This window comes from Streptomyces sp. NBC_00620, assembly GCF_026341825.1.
GTDB lineage: Bacteria > Actinomycetota > Actinomycetes > Streptomycetales > Streptomycetaceae > Streptomyces.
Genome location: NZ_JAPENY010000001.1, coordinates 1,087,194 through 1,103,564 on the forward strand (window position 1 = coordinate 1,087,194; position 16,371 = coordinate 1,103,564).

Genomic DNA, 16,371 nt, shown 5'->3' on the forward strand with positions numbered 1-16,371 from the left:
GATTCAGCGACCCCTTACAGCTTCATCAGGCTGGCGTCGTCGACCGAGGCCGAGTGGCGGGAACGGAACAGCGACACGATGATCGCGAGCCCGACCACGACCTCCGCGGCGGCGACGACCATCGTGAAGAAGGCGATGATCTGGCCGTCGAGATTGCCGTGCATACGGGAGAAGGCGACGAAGGCGAGGTTGCAGGCGTTGAGCATGAGCTCGACGCACATGAACACCACGATCGCGTTCCTTCTGATCAGCACACCGGTGGCGCCGATCGTGAACAAGAGGGCGGCGAGGTAGAGGTAGTTGACGGGATTCACTTCGACGCCTCCTCTGTCTTCGTGCGCTCCAGGCGTTCCTCGGCGCGCTGCTCCAGGGCCTTCAGGTCACTCAGCGCCTCGGTCGACACGTCACGGATCTGGCCGCGCTCCCGCAGCGTCTGGTTGACGGTCAGCTCGGACGGGGTGCCGTCCGGGAGGAGGCCCGCGATGTCCACCGCGTTGTGCCGGGCGTACACACCGGGTGCCGGCAGCGGCGGCAGGTGCTTGCCCTCGCGCACACGCTTCTCGGACATCTCGCGCTGGGTCAGCGCCCGTTCGGTGCGCTCTCGGTGCGTGAGCACCATGGCGCCGATGGTGGCCGTGATGAGCAGGGCGCCGGTGATTTCGAAGGCGAACACGTACTTCGTGAAGATGAGGGCCGCGAGACCCTCCACGTTCCCGCCCGCGTTGGCCGCGGCCAGGCCGTTGAACTCCGAGATGGACGCGTTGCCGATGCCCGCGAACAGCAGGATGCCGAAGCCGAGTCCGCACATCAGGGCCAGCCAGCGCTGGCCCTTGATGGTCTCCTTCAGGGAGTCCGCCGCGGTGACACCGACGAGCATGACCACGAAGAGGAACAGCATCATGATCGCGCCGGTGTAGACGACGATCTGCACGACGCCCAGGAAGTACGCGCCGTTGGCCAGGTAGAACACCGCCAGGATGATCATGGTCCCGGCGAGACAGAGCGCGCTGTGCACGGCCTTCTTCATGAAGACGGTGCACAGGGCGCCGATCACGGCGACGGTGCCGAGGACCCAGAACTGGAAGGCCTCTCCGGTGGAGGTGGAGTAGGCGGCGAGCTGCGCGCTCATGCCTCCACCCCCTCTTCATGGGGCTTCTCGCCCCTGGAGACGGCGACTTGGCGCACCGTCCCGGGTGCGGCCTCCGTGACCAGTCCCCGGTAGTAGTCCTGCTCGTCCGTCCCGGGGAAGATCGAGTGCGGGCTGTCGACCATGCCCTCTTCGAGCCCGGCGAGCAGCTGCTCCTTGGTGTAGATGAGGTTGGCGCGGCTGCTGTCGGCGAGCTCGAACTCGTTCGTCATCGTCAACGCGCGCGTGGGGCACGCCTCGATGCACAGGCCGCACAGGATGCAGCGGGCGTAGTTGATCTGGTAGACGACGCCGTACCGCTCGCCCGGCGAGTAGCGCTCCTCGTCGGTGTTGTCGGCGCCCTCCACATAGATGGCGTCGGCGGGGCAGGCCCAGGCGCACAGCTCGCAGCCGATGCACTTCTCCAGGCCGTCCGGGTGACGGTTGAGCTGGTGCCGGCCGTGGAACCGCGGAGCGGTGGTCTTCTGCTGCTCCGGGTACTGCTCGGTCAGCCGCTTCTTGAACATGGCCTTGAAGGTCACGCCGAAGCCGGCGACGGGGTTCTGGAAACCGGACTTGGTCTCCTTCGGCTCCTCAGCCATCGGACCCCTCCTTTCCGTCACGTGATCCGCCGATCGATCCGTCACTCGCAGTATCGGACCCACCACTGACAATCAACTCCCGCTCGCGGCGCGGGCGGCGCCGTGGCACCGGTGGAAGCGTCTGTCCCGGCAGCGGCGGCACGGGGAATCCACCGGCCATCGGGTCGAATGCCGCGGGCTCGGCGGGCGGTGCATCCTCGGCTCCCTGCTTCTCGCGGAAGATGTCCACGAGGAACGAGAGCAGCAGCAGGGCGAGGACACCCGCGCCGACGTACAAAGCGATGTCGGCGAAGTCGTAGTTCTCGTTCCTGAGCGTCCGGACCGTCGCGACGAGCATCAGCCAGACCACGGAGACCGGGATGAGGACCTTCCAGCCGAGCTTCATCAACTGGTCGTAGCGGACGCGCGGGAGCGTGCCGCGCAGCCAGATGAAGAAGAACAGCAGCAACTGCACCTTCACCACGAACCAGAGCATCGGCCACCAGCCGTGGTTGGCGCCCTCCCAGAAGGTGCTGATGGGCCACGGGGCCCGCCAGCCGCCCAGGAAGAGCGTGGTCGCCACGGCGGAGACCGTCACCATGTTCACGTACTCGGCGAGCATGAAGAGCGCGAACTTGATCGACGAGTACTCGGTGTTGAAGCCGCCGACCAGGTCGCCCTCGGACTCCGGCATGTCGAAGGGCGCGCGGTTGGTCTCGCCGATCATCGTCACGATGTAGATCAGGAACGAGACCGGCAGCAGGATGACGTACCAGCGGTCCTGCTGCGCCTCGACGATCGTCGAGGTCGACATCGACCCCGAGTAGAGGAACACCGAGGCGAACGCGGCGCCCATGGCGATCTCGTACGAGATCATCTGCGCGCAGGACCGCAGACCTCCGAGGAGCGGGTAGGTGGATCCGGAACTCCAGCCCGCGAGCACGATCCCGTAGATGCCCACCGAGGCGACCGCGAGGATGTAGAGCATCGCGATCGGCAGGTCCGTGAGCTGCATCGTGGTGCGGTGGCCGAAGATCGAGACCTCGTTGCCGGCCGGCCCGAAGGGGATCACCGCGATCGCCATGAAGGCCGGGATGGCCGCGATGATCGGTGCGAGGACGTAGACCACCTTGTCCGCGCGTTTGACGATGAGGTCTTCCTTGAGCATCAGCTTCACGCCGTCGGCGAGTGACTGGAGCATGCCCCAGGGGCCGTGCCGGTTGGGGCCGATGCGCAGCTGCATCCAGGCGACGACCTTGCGCTCCCACACGATGGAGAAGAGCACGGTCACCATCAGGAAGGCGAAGCAGAAGACCGCCTTGACGACGACCAGCCACCAGGGGTCGGTGCCGAACATGGAGAGGTCTTCAGCGGCGAGGTACGGCGTCATGCCTCCACCTCCTTGGGGGCCTCGGTGGCGAGCGTCGCCGGACCGATGCGGACGAGTGCGCCGGGCAGCGCCCCGGTGTCGGAGGCGACGCCCCCTCCGGTGGAGTTCAGCGGGAGCCAGACCACCCGGTCGGGCATCTCGGTGATCTGCAGCGGAAGTTCGACCACTCCGAAGAGGCCGGTCACGGCGAGGAGGTCGCCCTCCTTGACGCCCGCCTCGGCGGCCGTGGCGGCCGACACGCGCGCGTGTGCCGCGTGCCGGGTCCCGGCGAGCGCGTCGTCGCCCTCCTGGAGTCGGCCCTGGTCGAGCAGCAGCCGGTGGCCCGCGAGCACGGCCTCCCCGGCGGCGGGCCGCGGCAGCCCCACCGCGGTCTCCAGCGGATCGGTGGCCCGCGGCCCGTCCCAGGCGCCGAGCCGGTCCAGCTCCCCGCGCACGGTCTGCAGATCCGGCAGACCGAGGTGTACGTCCATGGCGTCGGCCAGCATCTGCAGGACACGCGCGTCGGTGGGCGCCAGCCGGCGTGTCATCTGGTCGGGCTTGAGCGCGGACTCGAAGAGGCGTGCCCGGCCCTCCCAGTTGAGGAAGGTGCCCGCCTTCTCGACGACCGCGGCCACTGGAAGAACGACATCCGCGTGCTCGGTGACCTCGCTGGGACGCAGTTCGAGCGACACCAGGAAGCCCACTTCGGATAGTGCTTCACGCGCGCGTGCCGGATCGGGGAGGTCGGCGACCTCCACACCGGCGACGACCAACGCCTGCAGCTCGCCACCGACGGCCGCTTCGACGATCTGGCCGGTGTCGCGGCCGTAGCGGTGCGGGAGTTCGGAGACACCCCAGGCCACCGCGACCTCGGCCCGCGCGCGCGGGTCGGTGGCCGGACGTCCGCCCGGCAGCAGTGACGGCAGCGCACCCGCCTCGATCGCGCCGCGCTCCCCGGCCCGGCGCGGAATCCACACCAGCTGGGCGCCGGTCGCGGACGCGGCCCGTACGGCGGCGGTGAGCCCGCCCGCCACGGCGGCGAGCCGCTCACCCACGACGATCACCGCGCCTTCGCCGCGCAGCGCCTCGGCGGCCTTCGCGCCGTCGCCCTCCAGGCCGAAACCACTCGCGAGCGCGTCCAGCCACTCGGTCTCGGTGCCGGGCGCGGCGGGCAGCAGCGTGCCGCCCGCCTTCTCCAGACCGCGCGTCGCGTGCGTGGCGAGCGAGAAGGTCTTCTGCCCATGTCCGCGCCACGCCTTGCGCAGCCGCAGGAAGACGCCGGGCGCCTCCTCCTCGGCCTCGAAGCCGACGAGCAGGACGGCGGGTGCCTTCTCCAGTGCCGTGTACGTGACCCCCGTACCGTCGAGATCCCGTCCGCGTCCGGCGACCTTGGCGGCCAGGAAGTCGGCCTCCTCGCCGCTGTGCACGCGCGCGCGGAAGTCGATGTCGTTCGTGTCGAGGGCCACGCGCGCGAACTTGCTGTACGCGTAGGCGTCTTCGACGGTGAGACGGCCGCCGGTCAGGACGCCGGACCTGCCGCGGGCTGCCAACAGCCCCTGAGCGGCGGCCTCCAGGGCCTCCGGCCAGGAAGCGGGCTCCAGCTCTCCCGACTCGCCCCGTACGAGAGGCGTGTCCAGACGGTCCCGCTGCTGCGCGTACCGGAAGCCGAACCGCCCCTTGTCGCAGAGCCACTCCTCGTTGACCTCGGGGTCCGGGGACGCCAGGCGCCGCATGACCTTGCCGCGCCGGTGGTCGGTGCGGGTGGCGCAGCCGCCGGAGCAGTGCTCGCAGACGGAGTGCGAGGAGATGAGGTCGAAGGGCCGCGCGCGGAAGCGGTACGCCGCCGACGTCAGAGCGCCCACCGGGCAGATCTGGATGGTGTTCCCGGAGAAGTACGACTCGAAGGGATCGCCCTCCCCGGTGCCGATCTGCTGGAGCGCGCCCCGCTCGACCATCTCGATCATCGGGTCGCCCGCGATCTGGTTGGAGAAGCGGGTGCAGCGCGCGCAGAGCACGCACCGCTCACGGTCGAGCAGCACCTGTGTGGAGATCGGGACCGGCTTCTCGTACGTCCTCTTCTTGCCCTCGAAGCGGGACTCCGCGTTGCCGTGCGACATCGCCTGGTTCTGCAGGGGGCACTCGCCGCCCTTGTCGCAGACCGGGCAGTCCAGCGGGTGGTTGATGAGCAGCAGCTCCATCACACCGTGCTGGGCCTTCTCGGCGACGGGCGAGGTGAGGTGGGTCTTGACGACCATCCCGTCCGTACAGGTGATCGTGCAGGACGCCATGGGCTTGCGCTGGCCCTCGACCTCGACGATGCACTGGCGGCAGGCGCCGACCGGGTCGAGAAGCGGGTGGTCGCAGAAGCGGGGGATCTCGATGCCGAGCTGTTCGGCGGCCCTGATGACCAGAGTGCCCTTGGGCACGCTGATCTCGACGCCGTCGATCGTCAGCGAGACGAGGTCCTCCGGCGGGACGGCCGCCTCCCCGCCTCCGGAGGGAGCGCTGGTGGTCACTGTCATGCGTTCACCTCCGTGTGCTTGTCCGCCCAGACGGTCGACTTGGCGGGGTCGAAGGGGCAGCCGCGGCCCGTGATGTGCTGCTCGTACTCCTCACGGAAGTACTTGAGCGAGGAGAAGATCGGTGAGGCGGCGCCGTCACCGAGGGCGCAGAACGACTTGCCGTTGATGTTGTCGGCGATGTCGTTCAGCTTGTCGAGGTCGGACATGACGCCCTTGCCGGCCTCGATGTCGCGCAGCAACTGCACGAGCCAGTACGTCCCTTCGCGGCACGGCGTGCACTTGCCGCAGGACTCGTGTGCGTAGAACTCGGTCCACCGCGTGACCGCTCGTACGACGCAGGTCGTCTCGTCGAAGCACTGGAGTGCTTTTGTGCCGAGCATGGAACCCGCGGCGCCCACTCCTTCGTAGTCAAGAGGGACGTCGAGGTGCTCGTCGGTGAACATCGGCGTCGAGGAGCCGCCGGGTGTCCAGAACTTCAGCCGGTGACCGGGGCGGATCCCGCCGCTCATGTCGAGGAGTTGGCGGAGCGTGATGCCCAGCGGGGCCTCGTACTGACCCGGATTGGTGACGTGGCCGGAGAGCGAGTAGAGCGTGAAGCCCGGAGACTTCTCGCTGCCCATCGACCGGAACCATTCCTTGCCCTTTTGGAGAATTGCGGGAACTGACGCGATCGATTCGACGTTATTTACAACAGTTGGGCACGCATAGAGGCCCGCGACGGCAGGGAAAGGGGGACGGAGCCGCGGTTGACCACGGCGGCCTTCGAGCGAGTCGAGCAGTGCGGTCTCCTCACCGCAGATGTACGCGCCCGCGCCCGCGTGCACGGTGAGCTGGAGGTCGAGTCCGCTGCCCAGGATGTTCTCGCCGAGGTAGCCCGCCGCGTAGGCCTCACGTACGGCCTCGTGCAACCGCCGCAATACGGGGACCACTTCACCGCGCAGATAGATGAACGCATGCGAAGACCGGATGGCATAACACGCGATCACAATGCCCTCGATGAGGCTATGCGGGTTCGCGAAGAGGAGCGGGATGTCCTTGCAGGTTCCCGGCTCCGACTCGTCGGCGTTGACAACTAGATAGTGTGGTTTGCCATCGCCCTGGGGAATGAACTGCCACTTCATTCCGGTAGGGAATCCCGCACCACCCCGGCCGCGCAGACCTGAGTCCTTGACGTACGCGATCAGGTCGTCCGGCGACATCGCGAGCGCCTTGCGTAGGCCCTCGTACCCCTCGTGCCTCCGGTAGACGTCGAGAGTCCAGGACTTCTCCTCGTCCCAGAAGGCCGACAGCACGGGTGCGAGCAGCTTCTCGGGGCTCGTCTCGTTGATTTCGGGTGCCAACGTCATCACTCCCCCTCCTCGGCGACAGGGCCCGCCGGGTGGGACGGGTCGGATGCCGACGTGTCCTGCGGCGCGTCATGTGAGCTCAAGTGCTCGGCAGAGCTCGAGCGCTCGGCGGACGGCTGATCCTTAGGACCCCCACCACGCGGATGTACTACGCGCACAGGCTGCGTCTCGCCCTTGGCCAGACGCAGCCCGATCAGTGATGCCGGCCCCGCACTGCCGCCCGCCTCGACGGCCCCCTCGCGTTCGTCGGGGAAGCCGGCCAGGATCCGGGCGGTGTCCTTGAAGGTGCACAAGGGGGCGCCCCGGGTGGGATCGACCTGAACTCCCGAGCGCAGGTCGTCGACGAGGCGCTTCGCGGAGGCCACGGTCTGGTTGTCGAAGAACTCCCAGTTGACCATCACGACCGGCGCGAAGTCGCAGGCCGCGTTGCACTCGATGTGCTCCAGGGTGACCTTGCCGTCGTCGGTGGTCCCACCGTTGCCGACGCCCAGGTGGTCCTGGAGGGCCTCGAAGATGGCGTCGCCGCCCATGACCGCGCACAGGGTGTTGGTGCACACACCCACTTGGTAGTCGCCGCTCGGCCCGCGCCGGTACATGGAGTAGAAGGTCGCGACCGCGGCGACCTCGGCCGTGGTCAGGTCCAGCAGCTCGGCGCAGAACCGCTGTCCCGTGCGCGTGACATGGCCCTCTTCCGACTGCACGAGGTGCAGCATCGGCAGGAGCGCGGAGCGGGAGTCCGGATAGCGGGCGATGATCTCGCGCGCGTCCGTTTCGAGCCGGGCTCGAACGTCGTCCGGGTATGCGGGCGCGGGCAGTTGGGGCATGCCCAGGCCTACACCCTGGGAGGGAGTGGTGGTCACCGGTCGACGCCTCCCATCACAGGGTCGATGGACGCGACAGCGACGATGACGTCGGCGACCTGGCCGCCCTCGCACATCGCCGCCATGGCCTGAAGGTTGGTGAAGGACGGGTCGCGGAAGTGGACCCTGAAGGGGCGGGTGCCTCCGTCGGACACGGCGTGCACCCCGAGCTCGCCCTTGGGCGACTCGACTGCCGCGTACGTCTGTCCCGGCGGGACGCGGAAGCCCTCGGTCACCAGCTTGAAGTGGTGGATCAGGGCCTCCATGGAGGTGCCCATGATCTTCTTGATGTGGTCGAGGGAGTTACCGAGACCGTCGGGACCGAGCGCGAGCTGCGCGGGCCAGGCGATCTTCTTGTCGGTGACCATGACCGGGCCGGGCTGCAGCCGGTCCAGGCACTGCTCGACGATGCGCAGCGACTGGCGCATCTCCTCCAGCCGGATCAGGAAGCGCCCGTAGGAGTCGCAGGTGTCGGCGGTCGGGACCTCGAAGTCGTAGGTCTCGTAGCCGCAGTACGGCTGGGACTTGCGCAGGTCGTGCGGCAGGCCCGCGGAGCGCAGGACCGGGCCGGTGGCGCCGAGGGCCATGCAGCCGGCCAGGTCGAGATAGCCGACGTCCTGCATACGGGCCTTGAAGATGGGGTTCCCGGTGGCGAGCTTGTCGTACTCGGGAAGGTTCTTCGTCATCTTCTTCACGAACTCGCGGATCTGGTCCACCGCGCCCGGCGGCAGGTCCTGGGCGAGTCCGCCGGGGCGGATGTACGCGTGGTTCATCCGGAGGCCGGTGATCAGCTCGTAGATGTCGAGAATGAGTTCACGATCACGGAAGCCGTAGATCATGATCGTGGTGGCGCCCAGCTCCATGCCGCCGGTGGCGATGCACACCAGGTGGGAGGAGAGCCGGTTCAGCTCCATCAGGAGCACGCGGATGATCGTGGCGCGGTCGGGGATCTGGTCCTCGATGCCGAGGAGCTTCTCGACGGCGAGACAGTAGGCCGTCTCGTTGAAGAACGGGGTCAGGTAGTCCATGCGCGTCACGAACGTGGTGCCCTGCGTCCACGTGCGGAACTCGAGGTTCTTCTCGATGCCGGTGTGGAGGTAGCCGATGCCGCAGCGGGCCTCGGTGACCGTCTCGCCGTCGATCTCCAGGATGAGCCGGAGCACGCCGTGCGTGGACGGGTGCTGCGGGCCCATGTTGACGATGATGCGCTCGTCGTCGGACTTCACCGCGGCCTGGGCGACCTCGTCCCAGTCCCCACCGGTGACCGTATATACGGTGCCCTCGGTCGTCTCGCGGGCCGAGGCGGCGGACGCCTCGGGAGAAGGGGTCTGTGTGCTCATGAGTACGACCTCCGCTGGTCCGGAGCCGGGATCTGGGCGCCCTTGTACTCGACGGGGATGCCGCCGAGGGGGTAGTCCTTGCGCTGCGGGAAGCCCTGCCAGTCGTCCGGCATCATGATCCGCGTCAGCGCCGGGTGACCGTCGAAGATCAGCCCGAAGAAGTCGTACGTCTCGCGCTCGTGCCAGTCGTTCGTCGGGTACACGGGGACGAGCGAGGGGACGTGCGGGTCGGCGTCGGGGGCGCTGACCTCCAGGCGGATCAACCGGTTGTGGGTGATCGAGCGCAGGTGGTAGACGGCGTGCAGCTCGCGGCCCTTGTCGTGCAGGTAGTGGACGCCCGAGACGCCGGTGCACAGTTCGAAGCGGAGGGCCGGGTCGTCGCGCAGGGTCTGGGCGACGCGGACCAGGTGTTCGCGTTCGATGTGGAAGGTGAGCTCGTCGCGGTCGACGACCGTCTTCTCGATGACGTTCTCGGGGACGAGTCCCTGTTCCTCCAGGGCGCCTTCCAGTTCGTCGGCGACTTCGTCGAACCAGCCGCCGTACGGGCGGGCGGCCTCGCCAGGGAGCCGGATCGAGCGGACCAGGCCGCCGTAGCCGGTGGTGTCGCCGCCGTTGTTGGCGCCGAACATGCCGCGCTGGACGCGGATCTCCTCGCCGCCATCGCCACGCTGGCCGGGGAGGTTGGAGGCGCCGAGGTCCTTTTCGGGGTTGACCCCGTTGCTCGCGTCGCTCACCGCAGCAGGCCCTTCATCTCGATGGTGGGCAGCGCCTTGAGCGCCGCTTCCTCCGCCTCACGGGCCGCCTCCTCGGCGTTCACGCCGAGCTTGGAGCTCTGGATCTTCTGGTGCAGCTTGAGAATCGCGTCGATCAGCATCTCGGGCCGCGGCGGACAGCCGGGCAAATAGATGTCGACCGGGACGATGTGGTCGACTCCCTGCACAATCGCGTAGTTGTTGAACATTCCGCCCGACGAGGCACAAACCCCCATGGAGATCACCCACTTGGGGTTGGGCATCTGGTCATAGACCTGCCGCAGAACCGGCGCCATCTTCTGGCTGACCCGGCCGGCGACGATCATCAGGTCCGCCTGGCGTGGTGATCCGCGGAAGACCTCCATACCGAAGCGCGCCAGGTCGTAACGCCCGGCGCCGGTCGTCATCATCTCGATGGCGCAGCAGGCGAGTCCGAACGTGGCGGGGAAGACGGACGACTTACGCACCCAGCCCGCGGCCTGCTCGACGGTGGTCAGCAGGAATCCGCTCGGCAGTTTTTCTTCGAGTCCCATGTCTTAAAGGCCCCTCAGTCCCATTCCAGGCCGCCGCGCCGCCATACGTACGCGTACGCCACGAAGACGGTGAGCACGAAGAGCAACATCTCCACGAGCCCGAAAACACCCAGGGCGTCGAATGTGACGGCCCAGGGGTAGAGGAAGACGATCTCGATGTCGAAGACGATGAAGAGCATCGCCGTCAGGTAGTACTTGATGGGGAATCGCCCGCCGCCTGCCGGCGTGGGGGTCGGCTCGATACCGCACTCGTAGGCCTCGAGCTTGGCCCGGTTGTAACGCTTTGGACCGATAAGCGTGGCCATGACCACGGAGAAGATCGCAAAGCCTGCCCCGAGGGCTCCCAGTACGAGGATCGGCGCATACGCGTTCACGCTCCTCGCTCCTCTCAGTCGGCGTTGACTGCTGGCGGTTGCGTCGGGCAAGCACTCCTGCCCCGCGTGCCTCACGAGCTCCACCCGTCCCGGCGAAGATCGCGCACATGTGAAGCAGGTCACAAGCCCAACTGCCCCGCATCTTATGCCCGCCGGTCTGTGATCTGCGACACGGGGTACGACAACGACTTTGTGATCTCCACCACCCAGCGAACGATCATGAAGTCGGAAGGGCCGTGATCTTCGCACGTGAAGCGTCCGGACGGTCACCCGAGGTGATATTTCCGCTCGTCACCGCAGGTCCAGGACGGCGTCTCTATATCAAGAGGCTTCCTATGCATGCAAATTGGTGCTGGACGCGAGGCCTTGATAGAGGACGCGTTCACACGTCAGGGGGAGACGGACGGAGGGATGTGGACGCGTGCACACATTCACGAGCGGGGGAGCTCGGGATTCCCGCGCGGGACGCCGTCGCCGCGGTGACCGTTCCGTGACCTGCGCCACATCCACCTATGGGTCGAATAAGCCGGGCTTGGCCATCGGCTCCAACCGGTGGTAGGTGCCGGGCAATCCGGACGTAATACGGAAAGCCCATGATCACGGGCTTGATGGGTCGTGTCCGCAATGCCCGTTACGGCGTCAATAAAGAGTGACGCCAGGTGAATTCGGCACAGGGATTGAACAACTGTGGCGCAGCACACGTTTCTTGAAGGTATGAGGGAGTCCCTGGTACCGGTTGTACTCATGTCCCACACCGCTCACATACGCAGCCACCGGAAACCCCGCCGCAACGCGTCGACACTCGCGATGCGTGCCGGAGTTGCCGGTGGCGTTCTCAGCACCCTGGCAGTGGCCGGGGCGTCCGGTTCGGCGAACGCTGCCGAGACGACGCAGACGCTCGACCTGTCCGCCCTGACGGCCGATCTGGCCACCCAGGTCGCGCAGTCGGCGGACGCCACCCAGCAGGCCGCGGCGAACTACGAGCTGCAGGCGGAGCGTGACGCTGCCGCCGCCAAGGCCGCACAGCAGGCCAAGGCGGACCTCGCGGACGCCAAGGCGAAGGCGGCTGCCAAGAAGAAGGCTGCCGACGAAGCCGCGCGCAAGGCCGCCGCGGAGGAGGCCGCCTCGCGTTCCGCGGAGCGGACCACCCTGTCCTCCTCCGATTCCGCCTCCACGTCCGTCTCCGCCCCGGCCAGCGGCAGTGTCGCGACCGTGATCGCCTTCCTCAAGGCGCAGGTCGGCGACGCGTACGTGATGGGCGGCACCGGCCCCAACTCGTGGGACTGCTCCGGTCTCGTGCAGGCCGCGTTCAAGCAGGCCGGCGTGGACCTGCCGCGCGTCTCGGGTGACCAGTCGACGGCCGGTACGCCGGTGTCGCTGTCCAACCTCGCGGTCGGGGACATCCTGTACTGGGGTTCGGCCGGTTCGGCGTACCACGTGGGTGTCTACATCGGTGACGGCCAGTACCTGGACGCGGCCAACCCCTCCAAGGGTGTGGTGATTCAGGACCTTTCGGGCTACCCGGCCACCGGTGCGGTGCGCGTTCTCTGAGCTGAGTCGCACGAATCGTCAGGGTTGAGGGCCGTCGCTCGGGAGAGCGGCGGTCCCTTCGCCATGTCCGGCGTGGTGCTGGTGCCATGTCCGGTGTGCTGCTGGCGCTGTGCCAGGTGTTCTGTTGTCGTGGAGCCCGCAAGGGCCCTCGCGGGCCCCAGGAGGGTCCATGAGGGCCCGCGAGGGTCCACAACAGCCTCACACCTGAAGGAGACACAGCGATGCCACGAGTGTTCGTGCAGGGAAAGCCCGTCGACTCGTATCCGGCGCTCTCGCCGGAGGCACGGCGCGGGATGGTGCGCCGGATCACCGAGGTCGGGGAAGAGGTGCTGCACCGGCCGTGCCGGGACGTCACCGAGTTCGGCCCCGATCTCGCCGCGCTCATCGGCGACATGTTCCTGACGATGCGCGTCGCGGACGGAGCGGGTCTCGCCGCCAATCAGGTGGGCGTGGATCTGCGGCTGTTCGTGTACGACTGCCCGGACGACGACGGAGTCCGGCATGTCGGTCATATCGCCAACCCGGTCCTGGATCAGCTCGATCCGACCGGCCGGCGTCTCCTCGAAGAGGGGGAAGGGTGCCTGTCGGTGCCGGGCGCCGTCGTGGACGTACCCCGCCCCGACCGTGCCGTGGTGCGCGGCTTCGACCAGGACGGGAACGCCCTCACCATCGAGGGAACGGGGTATTTCGCCCGCTGCCTGCAGCACGAGACCGACCACGTCAACGGTCATGTCTACCTGGACCGGCTCTCCAAGCGGGAACGGCGGGACGCGCTGCGGCAGATGGAGGACCGGCGCGAGCGGGTCTTCGCCCGCCGCGCCGTCAGGACAGCGGAACTCGGCCGCTGATCAGGCCTTCGAGAGCAGGTTGATCTCGAGAGCAGGTTGGTTTCGAGACCAGGCTGATCAGGCCTTCGGAGCCACCTTCGACAGCCCGTTGATGATGCGGTCCATCGCGTCGCCGCCCGTCGGATCCGTCAGGTTGGCGAGCATCTTCAGGGTGAACTTCATCAGCAGCGGGTGGGTCAGGCCGCGCTCCGCCGCGATCTTCATGACCCTCGGGTTGCCGATGAGCTTCACGAAGGCGCGGCCGAGTGTGTAGTAGCCGCCGTAGGTGTCCTTGAGCACGCGCGGGTAGCGCTGGAGGGCCAGTTCGCGCTGGCCGTCGGTCGCCCGCGCGTGCGCCTGGACGATGACGTCGGCGGCGATCTGGCCGGATTCCATGGCGTAGGCGATGCCCTCCCCGTTGAAGGGGTTCACCAGGCCGCCGGCGTCGCCGACCAGCAACAGCCCCTTGGTGTAGTGCGGTTGGCGGTTGAAGGCCATGGGGAGGGCGGCACCGCGGATCGGGCCCGTCATGTTCTCCGGCGTGTAGCCCCAGTCCTCCGGCATCGAGGCACACCAGGCCTTGAGGACTTCCCGCCAGTCCAGTTCCTTGAAGGAGTCGGAGGTGTTCAGGACACCGAGACCGACGTTCGACGTGCCGTCGCCCATGCCGAAGATCCAGCCGTAGCCGGGGAGGAGCCGGTCCTCGGCTCCCCGGCGGTCCCAGAGTTCCAGCCAGGACTCCAGGTAGTCGTCCTCGTGGCGCGGGGAGGTGAAGTACGTACGGACCGCGACGCCCATCGGGCGGTCCTCGCGGCGGTGCAGGCCCATCGCCAGGGAGAGTCGGGTGGAGTTGCCGTCGGCCGCGACGACCAGCGGGGCGTGGAAGGTGACTTCCCGCTTCTCACCGGTGTCGCCGAGTTTGGCGTGGACGCCGGTGATGCGGCCCGTGCGGTCGTCGATGATCGGGGCGCCGACGTTGCAGCGCTCGTAGAGTCGCGCGCCGGCCTTCTGCGCCTGGCGTGCGAGCTGCTCGTCGAAGTCGTCGCGCTTGCGGACGAGTCCGTAGTCGGGGAAGGAGGCGAGATCCGGCCAGTCCAGCTGGAGGCGGACGCCGCCGCCGATGATGCGCAGGCCCTTGTTGCGGAGCCAGCCGGCCTCCTCCGAGATGTCGATGCCCATGGAGACGAGCTGCTTGGTGGCGCGCGGGGTCAGCCCGTCGCCGCACACCTTCTCCCGCGGGAACGCGGTCTTCTCCAGGAGCAGGACATCCAGTCCGGCCTTGGCCAGGTAGTACGCGGTGGTCGAACCGGCTGGCCCGGCCCCGACGACGATGACATCGGCGGTGTTTTCGGAGAGGGGCTGGGGCTCGGTCACGGCGGGTTCTCCCCAAGATTCGCAATCAACGTGCCGACGGGCACTGGACATGGGCAGTCTATGCAGCGGTACTGATCACCTGGCTGAAGGGCTGCCCCCGTGAACCGAGCTCTCCCCGACGTGACGCTCCGTGTCCCCACCGACGAGGACGCCTTCGCCTGGCACCGCGTATTCGCCGACCCGGAGGTCATGGAGTTCCACGGGGGCAGGGCGGCCGAACTGTCCGTGTACGAGGAGCTCACCGCGCGCCAGCGCAGGCACGACGCGGAGCTGGGGTTCTGTCTGTGGACGATGGTCGGCCCGGCGGATGAGGTGCTGGGGTTCACCGGAGCGCAGCCGTGGCAGCGGGAATGGGGGCCCACGGGTGAGATCGAGATCGGCTGGCGGCTCGGGCGGGCGCACTGGGGCAAGGGGTACGCCACGGCGGCCGCCCTGACCACCCTGGAGAGGCTGCGAGCGGCAGGCGTCTCCCACGTCGTCGCCATGGTGAGAGCCGACAACGAGCGGTCCATCGCCTTGACCCGGCGCCTCGGTATGGAACTGGCCGAGCGCTTCCCCCACCCGGACCTGGAGCAGCCCGCGCACTGCTACCGGCTGGCCCTCTGACCGCTGTCGGCAAGCCACCCGACGGCTTCCGGAAGGGCACGGCAGGGGCTTACTCTGCCGGTACCGCTGGGGGTGACGTCTGTGCGCATAACACCCAAGACACCCGAAGTGCGCGTACCGCGGCTCGTGGGACTGATGGCTGTGGACGCGCGTGAGACGGCCGAGGCGCGAGGTGTGCTGCTCGCCGCGCCCGACCGGCCCGACTTCCATCTCACCGTCGTCGATTACGTCGTACGGCAATATCCGCCGCCCGATGCCGAGGTGCCGCGCGGCGCCGTGGTGACGGTGTGGTTCGACTTCGGTGACTCGGAGGGCGGCGGGGGCGCGGGGGTGCGCGAGCCGCGCAGGACCGGTCCGCCGCCGGGCGGTGTGCACCGCGAACTCGACGCGCCGGGCGACCCGTTCGAGGTGCTCAGGTACTGATACCGACCGGTGCCCCGAGCCTGGCCGGGTCAGGCCTTGAAGCCCCATGCCCTCGGGTCGGACCGGGTCAGGCCTTGAAGCCCCGGTGCAGGGCCACGACCCCGCCCGTCAGGTTCCGCCACGCCACCTTGGACCAGCCGGCCTTGCGCAGGCGCTCGGCCAGCGCGGGCTGGTCGGGCCACTCGCGGATGGACTCGGCGAGATAGACGTACGCGTCGGGGTTGGAGGAGACCGCGCGGGCGACCGGCGGCAGCGCGCGCATCAGGTACTCGGTGTACACCGTGCGGAAGGGCGCCCACGTCGGGTGCGAGAACTCGCAGATCACGACCCGGCCGCCGGGCTTCGTCACCCGGTACAGCTCGCGCAGCGCGGTGTCGGTGTCCTGTACGTTGCGCAGCCCGAAGGAGATCGTGACCGCGTCGAAGGTGTCGTCCTTGAAGGGCAGCTTCGTCGCGTCGCCCGCCGTCAGCGGCAGCCAGGGGTGGTTCTTCTTGCCGACGCGGAGCATCCCGAGGGAGAAGTCGCAGGGGACGACGTAGGCGCCGGTGCGTGCGAAGGGGAGGGACGAGGTGGCCGTGCCCGCCGCCAGGTCCAGGATCTTCTGTGCGGGCCGCGCGTCGACCGCCTTCGCGACCTCCTTGCGCCACACCCGGTCCTGGCCGAGGGAGAGCACGTCGTTCGTCAGGTCGTAGCGTTCCGCGACGTCGTCGAACATCGAGGCGACTTCGTGCGGCTGCTTGTTCAGGGATGCGCGGGTCACGCCCCCATTGTGGCAGTACGGACCGGG

Annotated in this window: 17 protein-coding genes; 4 read left to right on the forward strand and 13 right to left on the reverse strand. The window is 68.2% G+C overall.

What is annotated here, in order from left to right; all coding sequences use genetic code 11:
* Positions 1-14: 14 nt before the first annotated feature.
* From nuoK to OG246_RS04945, 11 genes are read right to left on the reverse strand one after another with little or no spacing between them, the layout of a single operon-like run.
* Complete coding sequence (gene nuoK / locus OG246_RS04895; RefSeq protein ID WP_004927567.1) at positions 15-314, reverse strand: NADH-quinone oxidoreductase subunit NuoK; 300 nt, start codon at positions 312-314, stop codon at positions 15-17.
* Positions 311-1,129 carry an NADH-quinone oxidoreductase subunit J gene (locus OG246_RS04900; protein WP_266456349.1) on the reverse strand — a complete coding sequence of 273 codons (819 nt, stop codon included), beginning with the start codon at positions 1,127-1,129 and terminating at the stop codon, positions 311-313. Before OG246_RS04900 ends, nuoK begins: the two co-directional genes overlap by 4 nt.
* A complete protein-coding gene (gene nuoI, locus OG246_RS04905) occupies positions 1,126-1,728 on the reverse strand; it encodes an NADH-quinone oxidoreductase subunit NuoI (RefSeq protein WP_266456352.1) in 603 nt (200 codons plus the stop codon). Before nuoI ends, OG246_RS04900 begins: the two co-directional genes overlap by 4 nt.
* Positions 1,721-3,097 carry an NADH-quinone oxidoreductase subunit NuoH gene (gene nuoH, locus OG246_RS04910; protein WP_266456354.1) on the reverse strand — a complete coding sequence of 459 codons (1,377 nt, stop codon included), beginning with the start codon at positions 3,095-3,097 and terminating at the stop codon, positions 1,721-1,723. Before nuoH ends, nuoI begins: the two co-directional genes overlap by 8 nt.
* Positions 3,094-5,598, reverse strand: coding sequence for an NADH-quinone oxidoreductase subunit G (locus tag OG246_RS04915; protein WP_266456356.1), 2,505 nt, complete (start codon positions 5,596-5,598; stop codon positions 3,094-3,096). The genes nuoH and OG246_RS04915 overlap by 4 nt, the downstream gene beginning before the upstream one ends.
* Positions 5,595-6,947: an NADH-quinone oxidoreductase subunit NuoF gene (gene nuoF / locus OG246_RS04920; protein ID WP_266456358.1), complete on the reverse strand. Its 1,353-nt coding sequence runs from the start codon at positions 6,945-6,947 to the stop codon at positions 5,595-5,597. The genes OG246_RS04915 and nuoF overlap by 4 nt, the downstream gene beginning before the upstream one ends.
* Positions 6,944-7,804 (reverse strand): NADH-quinone oxidoreductase subunit NuoE, encoded by an 861-nt coding sequence (gene nuoE, locus OG246_RS04925; protein WP_266456360.1) that lies wholly within the window; start codon positions 7,802-7,804, stop codon positions 6,944-6,946. Before nuoE ends, nuoF begins: the two co-directional genes overlap by 4 nt.
* Entirely contained in the window at positions 7,801-9,144 is a 1,344-nt protein-coding gene (locus tag OG246_RS04930) for an NADH-quinone oxidoreductase subunit D (protein WP_266456362.1), read from the reverse strand. The genes nuoE and OG246_RS04930 overlap by 4 nt, the downstream gene beginning before the upstream one ends.
* Entirely contained in the window at positions 9,141-9,878 is a 738-nt protein-coding gene (locus tag OG246_RS04935) for an NADH-quinone oxidoreductase subunit C (RefSeq protein ID WP_266456364.1), read from the reverse strand. Before OG246_RS04935 ends, OG246_RS04930 begins: the two co-directional genes overlap by 4 nt.
* On the reverse strand, positions 9,875-10,429 hold the full coding sequence (locus OG246_RS04940; RefSeq protein ID WP_055509252.1) for an NADH-quinone oxidoreductase subunit B family protein: 555 nt from the start codon (positions 10,427-10,429) through the stop codon (positions 9,875-9,877). Before OG246_RS04940 ends, OG246_RS04935 begins: the two co-directional genes overlap by 4 nt.
* A gap of 14 nt (positions 10,430-10,443) precedes the next feature.
* On the reverse strand, positions 10,444-10,803 hold the full coding sequence (locus tag OG246_RS04945) for an NADH-quinone oxidoreductase subunit A (protein WP_007383963.1): 360 nt from the start codon (positions 10,801-10,803) through the stop codon (positions 10,444-10,446).
* A 714-nt stretch (positions 10,804-11,517) separates the two neighbouring features.
* Here OG246_RS04945 and OG246_RS04950 point away from each other — a divergent pair.
* Together OG246_RS04950 and def are read left to right on the forward strand one after the other, a co-directional pair.
* Positions 11,518-12,354 (forward strand): C40 family peptidase, encoded by an 837-nt coding sequence (locus OG246_RS04950; protein WP_266456382.1) that lies wholly within the window; start codon positions 11,518-11,520, stop codon positions 12,352-12,354.
* Between the two features lie 221 nt (positions 12,355-12,575).
* Positions 12,576-13,202: a peptide deformylase gene (def, locus tag OG246_RS04955; protein ID WP_266456384.1), complete on the forward strand. Its 627-nt coding sequence runs from the start codon at positions 12,576-12,578 to the stop codon at positions 13,200-13,202.
* Between the two features lie 57 nt (positions 13,203-13,259).
* Here the strand turns inward: def and OG246_RS04960 are convergent, their stop codons facing one another.
* Positions 13,260-14,555, reverse strand: a complete 1,296-nt coding sequence (locus OG246_RS04960; RefSeq protein ID WP_266456385.1) for a geranylgeranyl reductase family protein — start codon at positions 14,553-14,555, stop codon at positions 13,260-13,262.
* Positions 14,556-14,654: 99 nt separating this feature from the next.
* Between OG246_RS04960 and OG246_RS04965 the strand changes: the two genes are divergently transcribed.
* Positions 14,655-15,161 (forward strand): GNAT family N-acetyltransferase, encoded by a 507-nt coding sequence (locus OG246_RS04965; RefSeq protein WP_266456388.1) that lies wholly within the window; start codon positions 14,655-14,657, stop codon positions 15,159-15,161.
* Positions 15,162-15,242: 81 nt separating this feature from the next.
* Positions 15,243-15,584 carry a PASTA domain-containing protein gene (locus OG246_RS04970; protein ID WP_266456391.1) on the forward strand — a complete coding sequence of 114 codons (342 nt, stop codon included), beginning with the start codon at positions 15,243-15,245 and terminating at the stop codon, positions 15,582-15,584.
* Positions 15,585-15,651: 67 nt separating this feature from the next.
* Here OG246_RS04970 and OG246_RS04975 read toward each other — a convergent pair whose 3' ends face one another.
* Positions 15,652-16,344: a demethylmenaquinone methyltransferase gene (locus tag OG246_RS04975; RefSeq protein ID WP_266456393.1), complete on the reverse strand. Its 693-nt coding sequence runs from the start codon at positions 16,342-16,344 to the stop codon at positions 15,652-15,654.
* Between the last annotated feature and the right edge of the window lie 27 nt (positions 16,345-16,371).